Origin of the sequence: Microbispora sp. NPDC049125 (assembly GCF_040802045.1) — a bacterium.
Lineage (GTDB): Bacteria > Actinomycetota > Actinomycetes > Streptosporangiales > Streptosporangiaceae > Microbispora.
Genome location: NZ_JBEZDW010000011.1, coordinates 19547 through 32005, shown reverse-complemented (window position 1 = coordinate 32005; position 12459 = coordinate 19547). Strand labels below are relative to the sequence as shown.

The following is a 12459-nucleotide window of genomic DNA, read 5'->3' as shown; positions in this document are numbered from 1 at the left end:
AACTTCGCAGACCAGAGTAGACACGTTACGCACGCGAAAACTATCTGGAATCCCCGTTGCGTCCGGGTGGGCGCGTTTCAGCAGCGCCGATCGTATCCTGCCGCCGATCTCCACTTCCGGCGCCCCCTCCCCATCGCGCTAACGGCGGCGTACAAGGGGATCCGCGCCGTTGACCACGTTCGCGACCGGGCGCCCGTCGAGGGCGGCCGTGAGGTTGCTGAGCACGCACCGCAGGAGCCTGGCGGTGGCCTGCGGAGTGACGCCGGCGGCGTGCGGCGACAGCAGCACCGTCGCGCAGGACCTCAGCGGATCCCCCGCCGGCGGAGGCTCGGCGTCGAAGACGTCGAGCGCGGCCCCGGCGAGGTGGCCCGACTCCAGGGCGGCCAGCAGGGCTCCCTCGTCCACGACGCCGCCCCTGGCCGCGTTGACCAGGACCGATCCCCGCGGCATCCGTCCCAGCCGGGCCTCGCCGAGCAGGCCCCGCGTCTCCTCCGTCAGGGGCACCGCCAGGACCAGCACGTCGCTGGAGGCGACCAGCTCGTCCAGGTCCAGGTACGCCGCGCCGTACGACTCGGGCTTGGGCGAGCGCGACCAGTAGGACACGGGGCAGCCGAGGGCGCCGAACATCCGGGCGCAGGCCGCCCCGATCGGGCCGAACCCGACGACGCCGACCCGGGAGCCGGCGAGCTCGCGGCGCTGATGGGCGAACTGCGGCCACCCGCCCGCCCGCATCTCCCTGTCGCCCTCCACCAGGTGGCGCAGCAGCGCGAGCGCCGCCGCCAGGCACCACTCCGCCACCGCGACGGCGTTGACGCCTGCCGTGTTCGCCAGCGGCACGCCGGCCCGGGCGAGCGCGGCCAGGTCGTGGCCGTCCACGCCGACCGACGGCTGCTGGACGAAGGCCAGCCTCGGCGCGAGCCGTACGGCCTCCTCGTCGAGCGCGAGAGCGCCGCTCCAGTCGCCGACGACGATCTCGGTGTCCCGCAGGGTCTCCAGCAGGGCCGCGCGATCGCGCCGGGCCGGGACGGCCACCTCCACCCGGCCGGCGAGATCGGCGAGCAGGCCGCGCAGGGCGTCCTCGGGGAGCGGCGGCAGTGCGAGAACCTTCCACGTCACGCCCGAGAGTCTGCCAGGTGACAGAAGTATGTTCTACTGACCCTCGGTACGGAGATGACGCACGAGGAGAGGCGCATGGACGAGCCCCGGAAGGGCCCGCTCGCGGGGATACGGGTGCTGGAGCTGGCGGGCCTGGCCCCCGGGCCGTTCGCGGGGATGATGCTGGCCGACCACGGCGCGGACGTGCTGCGGGTCGACAGGGTGGCGGCCGTCACCGACGAGCCACGCCGCGACGTCATGGACCGGGGCAAGCACACGATCGGGCTCGACCTGAAGTCGCCTGACGGGGTCGCCGCCTTCCGCAGGCTCGCGGCGCGGGCCGACGTGGTGATCGAGGTGTTCCGGCCGGGCGTCGCCGAACGGCTGGGCATAGGGCCCGGCGACCTGCTGGCCGTCAACGAGCGCCTCGTCTACGGCCGTATGACGGGCTGGGGGCAGGACGGCCCGCTCGCGCATGCCGCCGGGCACGACATCGACTACATCGCCGTGGCCGGCGTGCTGTCGATGCTGGGCCGGGCCGGCGACAGGCCCACTCCGCCGATCAACATCCTCGGCGACTTCGCCGGCGGCGGGCTCATGCTGGCGTACGGGGTGGTGCTCGCGCTGTTCGAGCGGGAGCGCACCGGCAGGGGCCAGGTGATCGACGCCGCCATGGTGGACGGCGCCGCGCTGCTGTTCGCCATGTTCTACGGCGGGGTGGCCGGCGGGTTCTGGGGCCCGCGCGGCACGAACCTGCTGGACACCGGCGCGCCGATGTACGACACCTACGAGACGGCCGACGGCGGCCACCTGGCGGTGGGCGCGCTGGAGCCCCGGTTCTGGGAGGAGATGGTCGCCCGGATGGGCCTGGACGGCCTGCCGGACCGCGATGACCGGGCCAACTGGCCGCTGATCCGTGAGCGGCTCGCAGAGGCGTTCCGCACCAGGACGCGGGCCGAGTGGGAGGCCGTCTTCGACGGCTCCGACGCCTGCGTGGCACCGGTCCTGGAGCCCGGGGAGGCCGCCGGGCACCCGCACAACCAGGCGCGCGGGACGTTCGTCGACGTCGGCGGCGTGCCGCAGCCGGCGCCCGCGCCGCGCCTGCTGGGCAGCGGCCGGAGCGATCTCGCCCCCGCCACCCGGCTGCGCGACCTGACCGGCTGGGGACTGCCGGATGAGGAGACCACGATGCTTCGCGAGGCGGGAGTGCTGGCCTGATGGACCTGTTCGAGGCTCTCTACACCACCCGGGCGATGCGCCGGGTGAAGCCCGACCCGATCCCCCTGAACGTCCAGGAGCAGATCATGGACGCGGCCGTGCGCGCGCCGAGCGGCGGCAACGCGCAGGGCTGGCGGTTCCTCCTCGTGGACGATCCCGGCCAGAAGGCGGCGCTCGGGCCGCTCTACCGGCAGGCGCTGGGCGTGCTGTTCGAGGGGCACTACAAGGTCATGCGGGAGAAGGCGGAGGCCGCCGGCGACGCCGGGACGCTGAGCGTGCTGAGGTCGGCGCAGCATCTGGCGGACCACTTCGAGGCCTACCCGCTGCTGCTGTTCGCCTTCACCAGGAACGACCCCGGCGGCGGCTCGATCTTCCCTTCCGTGTGGAGCGCCCAGCTCGCCGCCCGTGCCTTCGGGATCGGCACCGCCCTCACGACCGTGCTGGGGCTCTTCCACGCCGAGGAGGCCATGCGGATCCTCGGCGTGCCAGAGGGGAAGGGCTGGCAGCTCGCCTGCACGGTCACCTTCGGCTACCCGACCGGCCGCTGGGGCGTGGCCCCTCGCCGGCCCGCCCATGAGGCCACTCATCGCAACCGGTGGGGCGAGCCCGCCGGGTTCACGACCGCGGAGCCTTTGTGGAGCCCCGGTCAGGTGTCGCCGAACGACGGCAGGACGGCCACGTAGAGGTCGGCGCCCCCCGGATGGTGGACCTCCAGGTCCGTGGTGAAGGCGCGAGCCGGCGCGGCGCCCGACTCGGCGTGCTTGCCTGCCTGCTGCCACGCCTCGGCCAGGGCGCCCGGCATGGGGCCCCGCGCCTCGAACAGCATCGCCGGGACCCCGGGGACCCGCACCGCCACCATGCCCTCGGGCAGCCGCGCCGCCGTGTGCACGGCGATGCCCACCACCTGCGTGTACGCCCCGCGCTCCGCGCTCTCGTAGTCGGTCAGCACCGCGTAGAGGTTCTCGTCGGCGCGGCCGGGCACGTGCGCGAAGGCCCCGGGCGCTCCCGCGCGCGCCCACAGACCGGGTAGCTGGGCGCGGGCCGGGTCGGCCTCCGCCTCATGGGTCGTCCGTACGGCGTAGCCGACGACGAGCACCTCCGGCCGGTCAACGATGATCACAGCTTCTCCTCTCGGGGCGAGGTCAATGTATCCCGCGTCCCCGGTCTCGGACCGGCCGTGGCCGGGAATGCCGGATAGTGACCGATCACAACGTAGGCTGGACAAACGTGCGATTCCTCAATGATGTGACGCCGCCCTACGATCTCACGTACAGCGACGTGTTCATGATCCCGTCGCGTTCCTCCGTCGGGTCGCGGCTGGCCGTCGACCTGTCCACCGTCGACGGCACCGGCACCACCATCCCCATTGTCGTCGCCAACATGACGGCCGTCGCCGGCCGTCGCATGGCGGAGACCGTCGCCCGCCGCGGCGGCCTCGCCGTCATCCCCCAGGACATCCCCATCGACGTGGTCGCCGGCGTCGTCGACTGGGTCAAGGGCCGCGATCTCGTCCACGACACCCCGATCACGCTCACGCCCCACGACACGGTGGGCGAGGCGCTCAACCTGCTGCCCAAGCGGGCCCACGGCGCCGTCATCGTCGTGGACTGGGAGAACCGGCCGGTCGGCGTCGTCACCGAGGCCGACTGCCACGGCGTGGACATGTTCACCCAGCTCTCCCAGGTGATGACCCCCTCGCCGCAGACGCTCCCGAGCGGCTCCGACCCCCAGGCCGCGTTCGAGGCGCTGCACGAGGGGCGCCACCGGCTGGCCCCCGTCGTCGACTCCGACGGCCGGCTGGTCGGCATCCTGACCCGCACGGGGGCGCTGCGGTCCACGCTGTACCAGCCCGCCGTCGACTCACGCGGGCGGCTGCGGGTGGCCGCCGCCGTCGGCGTGAACGGCGACGTGGCGGCCAGGGCGAAGGAGCTGCTCGACTCCGGGATCGACCTGCTGGTGGTCGACACCGCGCACGGGCACCAGGAGAAGATGATCAGCGCGCTGCGGGCCGTGCGGGCGCTCGGGCCGGCCGTCCCCGTCGCCGCGGGCAACGTGGTGACCGCGGAGGGCGTACGCGACCTGGTCGAGGCCGGGGCCGACATCGTCAAGGTCGGCGTCGGGCCCGGCGCGATGTGCACGACGCGGATGATGACCGGGGTGGGGCGGCCGCAGTTCTCCGCCGTGGCGGAGTGCGCGGCCGAGGCTCGCAGGCTGGGGCGGCACGTCTGGGCCGACGGCGGGGTGCGTCACCCCCGCGACGTCGCGCTCGCCCTCGCCGCCGGCGCGTCGAACGTCATGATCGGCTCCTGGTTCGCCGGGACGTACGAGTCGCCGGGCGACACCCGGACGGCGGCCGACGGCCGCAAGTACAAGGAGAACTTCGGCATGGCCTCGGCGCGGGCCGTACGGCTGCGCACCGCGGAGGACACGCCCTTCGAGCGGGCCAGGAAGGCGCTGTTCGAGGAGGGCATCTCCACCTCGCGGATGTATCTCGACCCCGCGAGGCCCAGCGTGGAGGACCAGATCGACGCCATCGTCGCCGGGCTGCGCTCCTCGTGCACGTACGCGGGCGCCACCAGCCTGGAGGAGTTCCACGAGCGGGCCGTCGTCGGGGTGCAGAGCGCCTCCGGCTACACGGAAGGCATGCCTCTCCACCAGAGCTGGTGATCTCACGCATATCGGCCGCTCCGCGGGTAGTGCCTGCACGTAACGAACGGACTACCCGCGGAGGCGATCATGTTCGATTCCCCTGCCCAAGGGCCGGGCCCGGCGGTGATCGACCGCCGGCTGCTGGTGAGCTACGACAACTACGCGGCGGCGCAACGGGCCGTGGACACGCTGTCCGACGCCGGATTCCCCGTGGAGACCGCGGCGATCGTCGGCAGTGACCTGCGCCTGGAGGAGACCGTCACCGGGCGGCTCACCAACGGCAGGGCCGCCCTCATGGGCCTGATCAGCGGAGCCGTGTTCGGCCTCATCGTCGGCCTGTTCCTCGGGCTGTTCACCTCGACGACCACCTCGTTCGTCGGGCTCGTCCTCTGGTCGATCCTGTGGGGGGCCATCGCGGGCGCCGCCTTCGGGTTCACCAGCCACGCCTTCCAGGGCGGGACCCGCGACTTCTCGTCGAGGAGCTCGCTGGTGGCGGGGCGCTACGACGTTCTCGTGGCGTCGGCCATGCTGGACCAGGCCCAGGCGCTCCTGCAGGGCGGGATCCAGCCCGCCGACACCGTGGTCGTGCCGCGGCCGCCGTCCGCCGGCCCCGTGACCACGCCGACGGCCGGCCTCCCGACGACGCCGGTGACCGCGCCGCACGACGACGCGGCCGTACGGGCGGCAGACGCGCCGGCCGGTGACGCGCGGCCGGACGAGCTGCGGCCGGACGAGCTGCGGGCAGAGGAACAGCGCGCCCAGGACGCGCAGGTGGAGGAGGCGCGCGCTGAAGAAGCACGCGCCGAGGAGGTACGGGCTGAGGAGGCACGGGCCGAGGACGCCGACGCGGTGCGGGGGCGCCGTCTCTAGGCATCCGCCTGCAGACACCCCAGCCCATGGACACACCGGCCCGTAGACACACGGCTGCGTACATGCGGCTTCGGACATGCGGCTCCCGGGGTCGGTGAAGCCCGTCATGCGACGCCCTTCTCCCCACAGTGGCGAGGAGGGCGTCCTCGCGCGGCGGCCCCCGGTAAAGTCATGCGGCGGCCGGAACGCCCGGCGCGCGGACAACAGGAGAACCACGTGGCACAGGACAAGCCCGAGATCGACTTTCCCGAGGGCGAGCCGCCCGCGGACCTTGAGATCGTCGACATCGTCGAGGGGGACGGGCCGGAGGCCAAGCCGGGGCAGAACGTCACCGTGCACTACGTCGGCGTCGCGTTCTCCTCGGGCGAGGAGTTCGACGCGTCGTGGAACCGCGGGCAGCCGTTCCAGTTCCCGCTGGGCGGGGGCCGGGTCATCGCGGGATGGGACCGCGGCGTGGCGGGCATGAAGGTCGGCGGCCGTCGCCGCCTCACGATCCCGCCGCACCTCGGGTACGGTAACCGCGGCGCCGGCGACCGCATCAAGCCGGGCGAGACTCTGATCTTCGTCGTGGACCTGCTCGGCGTCAGCTGATCACGAAATAGGTGCTTTTACGGTGTCCCGGGCGGGCCCATGAGGACATGATGTTCCGGTGACCACGATCACCGCGGCCCCCCGGGACACCGGGCTTCCCCGGCTCCCCCGGTTCCCCGCCGCCGTCGCGCTGACGACCACCGCCGTCCTGCTGGCGGTCAGCCCCTGGTACGGCTATCACCGCGACGAGCTGTACTTCCGCATGCTGGGTGAACGCCCCCAGCTGGGGTACTTCGACACGCCTCCGATGACCCCGATGATCGCCCGGTTCTCCACGGCCCTGTTCGGCGACTCGGTGACCGCCCTCCGGGTGGTCCCCGCGCTCTCGGCCGGCGTGCTGATCCTGCTCATCGCCCTCGTCGCCCGGGAGCTCGGGGGGAACCGTACGGCGCAGGCCCTGGCGGCGGCGGGGACGGCGACCGGGGTGCTGCCCCTGATCGCCGGGCACACGCTGCTCACCCTCACTCCCGACCTGGTGCTGTGGACGGCCGTCACCCTCTGCCTGCTGCGCGTGCTGCTGCGGGGCGACGGGCGGTACTGGATCGCGATCGGGATCCTGTCGGGGATCGCCACCTACAACCGCGACCTGATCGCCATGCTGCTGGGCACCATCGGGGTGGGCATCCTCGTGGCGGGGCCGCGGGAGGTGCTCAGGGACCGGCGGCTGTGGATCGGCGCCGTGCTGGCGATCGCCATCGCCTCCCCCAACCTGGTCTACCAGGTGACGCACGACTGGCCGCAGTTCCAGATGGCCGAGGCGCTCAAGATCGACGAGGGGACCGACAACCGGATCGCCTTCGTGCCCCTTCAGGTGCTGCTGCTCGGCCCGCCGCAGGCGGTGGTCGCCGTGGCGGGCTGGCTGCGGATGTGGCGGGACCGCCGGGTGCGCGCGCTCGCGATCGCCTATCCGCTGGCGTGCGCGCTGACGCTCTATTCCGGGGGCCGCCCCGACTACGTCGGGGCGTTCCTGCTCTACCTGTTCGCCGCCGGATGCGTCAGCGCCGCCGGCTGGCGGTTTCGCCGCGTGCTCGTGGCGGCGCTGGCCGTCAGCGCGGTCGTCGCGGTCGTGATCGCGCTGCCGGTCATCCCCGCGGCGTCGCTGGGAGACACCCCGGTGGCGGGGATCAACGAGGTGTCCGCCGAGTCCGTGGGCATGGAGCAGCTTGCCGTACAGGTCGCCGGGGTGGTGCGCGCGCTGCCCGAGCAGGATCGGCGCGGCGCCGTCCTGCTCGCGGGCAACTACGGCGAGGCGGGCGCGCTCGACCGGTGGGCGGGCCCGCTCGGGCTGCCGCCCGTCTACAGCGGCCACAACGAGCTGTGGTGGCAGGGCCCGCCCCCGGAGGGGACGCGGGTCGTCGTGGCGGTCGGCTACCCGCGGCGCGACCTGTCCACCGTCTTCGCCCGGTGCGACGCCGCCGGCGACGTCGACGGTCTCCCGGGCGAGGAGCAGGGCGCCCCGATCACCGTCTGCCACGACCCCCGTTCGTCCTGGAAGGAGCTGTGGCCGGCCGCGCGCCACTACAGCTGAGGCCGTGCCCGTGAGCTCAGCGGCTGAAAATTTCAGCCGCTGAGCTGCCCTGACTCCGAGAACGGGCCCCGGTCTTTGACTGCCCCGGCGGGGGGATCGATGATCCGGGAGAGCGGAGTCGCCGCGTCGACACCGTCGGCCGGCGCCACAGCTCGACGTGGCCTTCACGGGACCACCGCACAGCTCGGCCTGGCGCCGCGAAAAGGGCCTGACCCGACGACACCCGAGGTGAGTCGCTCATGGTACTGCGTAAGCCGATCGGGATGGTGATCGCGGGCGCGGCGGCCGCCGCCCTGCTGGCCGTCCCCGCCGCCGCCTCGACTCTCGGCGCCCAGGCGGCCGTCGCCGGCTCCGCCTCCTCCGCCCTCGGCGGCGCCTCGGCGGCCGTCGTGGCCGCGACCCCGACGCGCACCGTCCCGCCGCCCGTGGTGGACCCACCGCCGAGCAAGCCGGTGCTCCGGAACGACTGCGTCCCCCCGCCGCTGCCCTACAGCCCCGTCGGCGTGGCCGTCCTGTGCTGGAACCCCTCAACGGACAACGTCGGCGTCACCGGCTACGAGGTCTACCAGCTGACCGCCGGCGGCTTCGTCAAGGTGGCGACCACGAGCGGGACCAGCGCCTACCCCGGCGGCCTGATATGGGGCCGCGCCTACACCTATTACGTCGTCGCCAAGGACTCGGCGGGGAACACCAGCCAGCCGTCCGATCTGCGCACGACCATCGCGGTGTCGGGGGTGGCGGTGAGCCCGAGCCCGCAGCCGGGTGACACCACCCCGCCCAGCACGCCCACCGGGCTGCGGGACTACTGCATCGCCGACTTCGAGGGCGTGGCGTTCTGCTGGAACCCCTCAACGGACAACGCCGGCGTCACCGGCTACGACGTCTACCGGCAGACCCAGACGGCGTGGATGAGGGCCGGCACGACCACCTGGCCGAACTTCTTCGACGGCGACACCATGCCCGGCCGGTACTACACCTACGTCGTGGTGGCGAAGGACGCGGCCGGCAACCTCAGCCGGCCGTCCGACCCGCTGTCCGCCCTCGCGCACGAGGGCTACGGGCCACCTTCCCCCTCGCCCTCACCCTCGCCCTCCCCGTCGCCGTCGCCGTCGTCCGCGTGCACCGTGGGGTACGACGCCTCGTCGTGGGGCAACGGGTTCAGCGCCAAGGTGACGATCACCAACACCGGCGACGCGACGGTGAACGGCTGGAAGCTGACCTTCCGTTTCCAGGACGCGGGCCAGAAGGTCACACAGGGCTGGTCGGCCACCTGGACACAGGACGGCACCGGCGTGACGGCGGCGAGCCTCCCCTGGAACGCTCAGCTGCGTCCGGGCCAGTCGATCCAGATCGGCTTCAACGGCAGCTCAACCGGGGCCGGCCCGGCCCCCACGGGCTTCGCTCTCAACCAGGCCGCCTGCGCGACGGCCTGAGCGACAGGCTCGCGGTCCCCGGCTCGCCGCGCGGATGTCACCCCGGCATGGGCAGATGTCCGTCCGGTGAGGCAGGATTACGGTGTGTTGCTGATCGACCTTGCCCGGACGTCCGCGGCCGTGGCGTCCGACCCGGCCCGGCTGGCCAAGATCAGGCATCTCGCCGAGCTGCTGGGCAGGGTGGGGCCGGACGAGGCCGAGATCGCGATCGCCTACCTGTCGGGCGAGCTGCCGCAACGCCAGATCGGGGTGGGCTGGCGCAGCCTGCGCGACATCCCCGAGCCCCGGCAAGTCGCCACCGCGACCCTGGCGCAGGTCGACGCGCTGCTGGAGCGGATCAAGTCCCAGTCGGGCCCCGGCTCCCAGGCGGCGCGCAAGACCCTGCTCGGAGAGCTGTTCGGTGCCGTCACACGTCAGGAGCAGTCGTTCCTGCAGCGGCTGCTGACCGGCGAGCTCCGGCAGGGAGCGCTCGACGGCGTGATGATCGAGGCGATCGCCAAGGCGTCGGGCGTACCGTCGGCGGAGGTCCGGCGCGCCCTGACGTTGCGCGGGTGGCTCCCCGCCGTGGGGGCGGCCGCGCTGCGCGGCGGGGTGGAGGAGTTGCGGGCGTTCCACCTGGAGGTGGGCCGGCCGGTCGCGCCCATGCTCGCGCAGAGCGCTCCCAGCGTCACCGCCGCGCTGGAGAAGATCGGCGGCCCGGCGGCGCTGGAGTGGAAGCTCGACGGCGTGCGGGTGCAGGCGCACCGGTCGGGCGACCAGGTCGGGGTGTTCACCCGGACGCTCGACGACATCACGGCCCAGGTGCCGGAGCTGGTGGAGGCCGTGCTCGCGCTCACCGAGACCGATCTGGTGCTCGACGGCGAGGTCATCGCCCTGCGCCCGGACGGCAGGCCGGAGCCGTTCCAGGTGACCGCGGGCCGGGTCGCGAGCAGGATCGATGTGGCGAGACTGCGGCAGACGGTGCCGCTCAGCGTCTTCTTCTTCGACGCGCTGCGCGCCGGCGGCGTGGACCTGCTCGATCTCCCCGACGAGGAGCGGCACGCCGCGCTCACGGCCGCCGTCCCCGAGTCCCTGATCACCCCTCGCATCGTCACCGCCGACGCCGAGGAGGGGGAGACGTTCTTCGCCGACGCGGTACGGCGCGGGCACGAGGGCGTCGTGGTGAAGGCGCCGGGGACGCCGTACGCCGCGGGAAGACGGGGAGCGGGCTGGATCAAGGTCAAGCCGCGGCACACGCTCGACCTGGTCGTGCTGGCCGCCGAATGGGGCAGCGGGCGGCGCCAGGGGTGGCTGTCCAACCTGCACCTCGGCGCGTTCGACCCCGCGACGGGCGGCTTCGTGATGCTCGGCAAGACGTTCAAGGGGCTCACCGACGAGTTGCTCGCCTGGCAGACCGAGCAGTTCCTGGGGCTGGCGCAGGGCCCGACGGACGACTGGGTGGTCACGCTCAAGCCCGAGCTCGTGGTGGAGATCGCCTTCGACGGGGTGCAGCGGTCGAGCCGCTACCCGGGCGGGATGGCGCTGCGCTTCGCCCGCGTGCTGCGCTACCGGCCCGACAAGCGGGCCGAGGACGCCGACACCGTGGAGACCGTGCGCGCGCTGATGCCGTGACGCGCCGGGCGGCCACTTCCCGGGGCGGTCATTTCACAGGGCGGTCATTTACAGGGCGGTCATTTCACAGGGCGGACCGTCAGGGGGTAGCGGAAGTCGTTGCCGGCCAGGGCCGCGACGCCGCCGACGATGGTCAGGACCATGGCGGCGACCCAGATGAACGGCAGCAGAACCACGCCGATGACGGTGAACGGCAGCAGGAAGGTCGCCCCCACCACGGTGAGGTGGAAGTTCAGCGACTCCACCGCGTGCTTTCTGATGAAGGGCGACGTCCGGCCCGCGGCGAGCAGCATCACCAGCGGACCGACGACGAACAGCCCGCACAGCGACAAGGCGTGCGCCGCCGCGGCACCGACCCGCTCCCCTCCGTCCGGCGGGGACGCGGGATAGGAGGGCGGCCGAGGGATGTACGCGGGCCGCGAACCATACAGGTCCGTCATGATCGGAGTGAGGTCCGCGTGCGTACGGGCGGTCATGGCGAGGTGCAGCCGCTCGTCCATCTCGTGCTTGTCGAGCCTGCCCTCCGCGAAGGCCGCCTTGACGTGCTCGACCACCTGGTCCCGGTCGTCGTCGGTCACACGCAACTGGGGATGCTGGGACATCGGGGCCCGTCCCTGCCACGATGGGGTCGCTGTCGCGGGCATCGAAACTTCGCCTTCTCTCAGAGGGTCGTGCTCGGCCATATCGAGTCTGCCTCCATCCTGCGCCGCCCGCGCATGTCGGTCCATCGGGGACATCCCCGACCTGGCCCCGAGAAGACCGCCCCAGGACCCCCGGCCTCCGCCGCGACTGCGGCCTCCGTCGCCAGTGCCGTCGCCAGTGCCGTCGCCAGTGCCGTTGCCAGTGCCACTGCCGTACGGCCGAGCAGACCCATGAGGCGATAAGGTCCCCTTACCCGCTTACACCTCCCCACTTTCCGCCTTTCTGAGGATTCACCCGGAAAGCGGAAGACCGACATTCCCCGCCAGCTGATCCTCGCCGGCGCCGGCGATGTGGAATCGCCGAGCAGGCGACGGGAAACCCCTCAGGGATTCGATCTGATCATCGTTCGGACTATGTGGAGCGTTCTTAACGCCATTGTGATATTCGGGGCGGTATACAAAGGCTATGAGATGGCGAGATCGCTATGGGATTCGGAAGCGGCGCGGCCCACGTGTGGCGAAGTTCGACCGTGAGGCGACGGACGACGACATCGAGGCGCTGATCGAGTTCGCCCGGTCACGCCAGGGGGTGGAGTTCTACGTCGAGCCGGAGACCTTCGCGACCGACACCACCGCCGTGGCCATCGCGCACGACGGCGAGTGGACCCGCCGCCGGGTCGGGTCTCCCGCGGTCATCGGCAGGGTCGCGAGGGATCTCGCTCTGCCCGTCTACGACGTGCAGCTCACCGGGTATCCGGGGCGGATGCGCGCCTACAACGAGCGGCGGCGTCAGACCCAGAGCGGCGAGTCCCTCTAGAGGCGA

Annotated in this window: 12 protein-coding genes; 9 read left to right on the top strand and 3 right to left on the bottom strand. The window is 72.5% G+C overall.

What is annotated here, in order from left to right; all coding sequences use genetic code 11:
• Positions 1–138: 138 nt before the first annotated feature.
• A complete protein-coding gene (locus AB0B72_RS15295; protein ID WP_367739361.1) occupies positions 139–1116 on the bottom strand; it encodes a 2-hydroxyacid dehydrogenase in 978 nt (325 codons plus the stop codon).
• 75 nt (positions 1117–1191) lie between these two features.
• Here AB0B72_RS15295 and AB0B72_RS15290 point away from each other — a divergent pair, with 75 nt between their 5' ends.
• Both AB0B72_RS15290 and AB0B72_RS15285 read left to right on the top strand, forming a co-directional pair.
• Entirely contained in the window at positions 1192–2313 is a 1122-nt protein-coding gene (locus tag AB0B72_RS15290; protein WP_367739360.1) for a CaiB/BaiF CoA transferase family protein, read from the top strand.
• Entirely contained in the window at positions 2313–2996 is a 684-nt protein-coding gene (locus tag AB0B72_RS15285; RefSeq protein WP_367739359.1) for a nitroreductase family protein, read from the top strand. Before AB0B72_RS15290 ends, AB0B72_RS15285 begins: the two co-directional genes overlap by 1 nt.
• On the opposite strand, the gene AB0B72_RS15280 is transcribed toward AB0B72_RS15285, so the two are convergent.
• Positions 2960–3433, bottom strand: coding sequence for a GyrI-like domain-containing protein (locus AB0B72_RS15280; RefSeq protein ID WP_367739358.1), 474 nt, complete (start codon positions 3431–3433; stop codon positions 2960–2962). The two genes, AB0B72_RS15285 and AB0B72_RS15280, sit on opposite strands and share 37 nt — an antisense overlap.
• Positions 3434–3540: 107 nt before the next feature.
• Between AB0B72_RS15280 and AB0B72_RS15275 the strand changes: the two genes are divergently transcribed.
• The 6 genes from AB0B72_RS15275 to AB0B72_RS15250 all read left to right on the top strand — a co-directional run bounded on the left by AB0B72_RS15275 (position 3541) and on the right by AB0B72_RS15250 (position 10995).
• On the top strand, positions 3541–4980 hold the full coding sequence (locus AB0B72_RS15275) for a GuaB1 family IMP dehydrogenase-related protein (RefSeq protein WP_367739357.1): 1440 nt from the start codon (positions 3541–3543) through the stop codon (positions 4978–4980).
• A 69-nt stretch (positions 4981–5049) separates the two neighbouring features.
• The gene (locus AB0B72_RS15270; RefSeq protein ID WP_367739356.1) at positions 5050–5832 is read left to right on the top strand and encodes a general stress protein; all 783 of its coding nucleotides are present in this window, start codon (positions 5050–5052) and stop codon (positions 5830–5832) included.
• Between the two features lie 216 nt (positions 5833–6048).
• A complete protein-coding gene (locus AB0B72_RS15265) occupies positions 6049–6423 on the top strand; it encodes an FKBP-type peptidyl-prolyl cis-trans isomerase (RefSeq protein WP_367739355.1) in 375 nt (124 codons plus the stop codon).
• A gap of 58 nt (positions 6424–6481) precedes the next feature.
• A complete protein-coding gene (locus tag AB0B72_RS15260) occupies positions 6482–7951 on the top strand; it encodes a glycosyltransferase family 39 protein (protein ID WP_367739354.1) in 1470 nt (489 codons plus the stop codon).
• 239 nt (positions 7952–8190) lie between these two features.
• Positions 8191–9384: a cellulose binding domain-containing protein gene (locus AB0B72_RS15255; RefSeq protein WP_367739353.1), complete on the top strand. Its 1194-nt coding sequence runs from the start codon at positions 8191–8193 to the stop codon at positions 9382–9384.
• 84 nt (positions 9385–9468) lie between these two features.
• Positions 9469–10995, top strand: coding sequence for an ATP-dependent DNA ligase (locus AB0B72_RS15250; RefSeq protein ID WP_367739352.1), 1527 nt, complete (start codon positions 9469–9471; stop codon positions 10993–10995).
• Between the two features lie 59 nt (positions 10996–11054).
• Here the strand turns inward: AB0B72_RS15250 and AB0B72_RS15245 are convergent, their stop codons facing one another.
• The gene (locus tag AB0B72_RS15245) at positions 11055–11597 is read right to left on the bottom strand and encodes a DUF1707 and DUF4870 domain-containing protein (RefSeq protein WP_367739351.1); all 543 of its coding nucleotides are present in this window, start codon (positions 11595–11597) and stop codon (positions 11055–11057) included.
• 505 nt (positions 11598–12102) lie between these two features.
• Between AB0B72_RS15245 and AB0B72_RS15240 the strand changes: the two genes are divergently transcribed.
• Positions 12103–12453, top strand: coding sequence for a hypothetical protein (locus tag AB0B72_RS15240; protein WP_367739350.1), 351 nt, complete (start codon positions 12103–12105; stop codon positions 12451–12453).
• Positions 12454–12459: the final 6 nt, after the last annotated feature.

Excerpts from the sequence above, each read along its gene's own strand:
- AB0B72_RS15290 (WP_367739360.1), top strand. The coding sequence starts at position 1,192 with ATGGACGAGCCCCGGAAGGGCCCGCTCGCGGGGATACGGGTGCTGGAG.
- AB0B72_RS15285 (WP_367739359.1), top strand. The coding sequence starts at position 2,313 with ATGGACCTGTTCGAGGCTCTCTACACCACCCGGGCGATGCGCCGGGTG.
- AB0B72_RS15270 (WP_367739356.1), top strand. The coding sequence starts at position 5,050 with ATGTTCGATTCCCCTGCCCAAGGGCCGGGCCCGGCGGTGATCGACCGC.
- AB0B72_RS15255 (WP_367739353.1), top strand. The coding sequence starts at position 8,191 with ATGGTACTGCGTAAGCCGATCGGGATGGTGATCGCGGGCGCGGCGGCC.
- AB0B72_RS15245 (WP_367739351.1), bottom strand. The coding sequence starts at position 11,597 with ATGTCCCAGCATCCCCAGTTGCGTGTGACCGACGACGACCGGGACCAG.
- AB0B72_RS15240 (WP_367739350.1), top strand. The coding sequence starts at position 12,103 with ATGAGATGGCGAGATCGCTATGGGATTCGGAAGCGGCGCGGCCCACGT.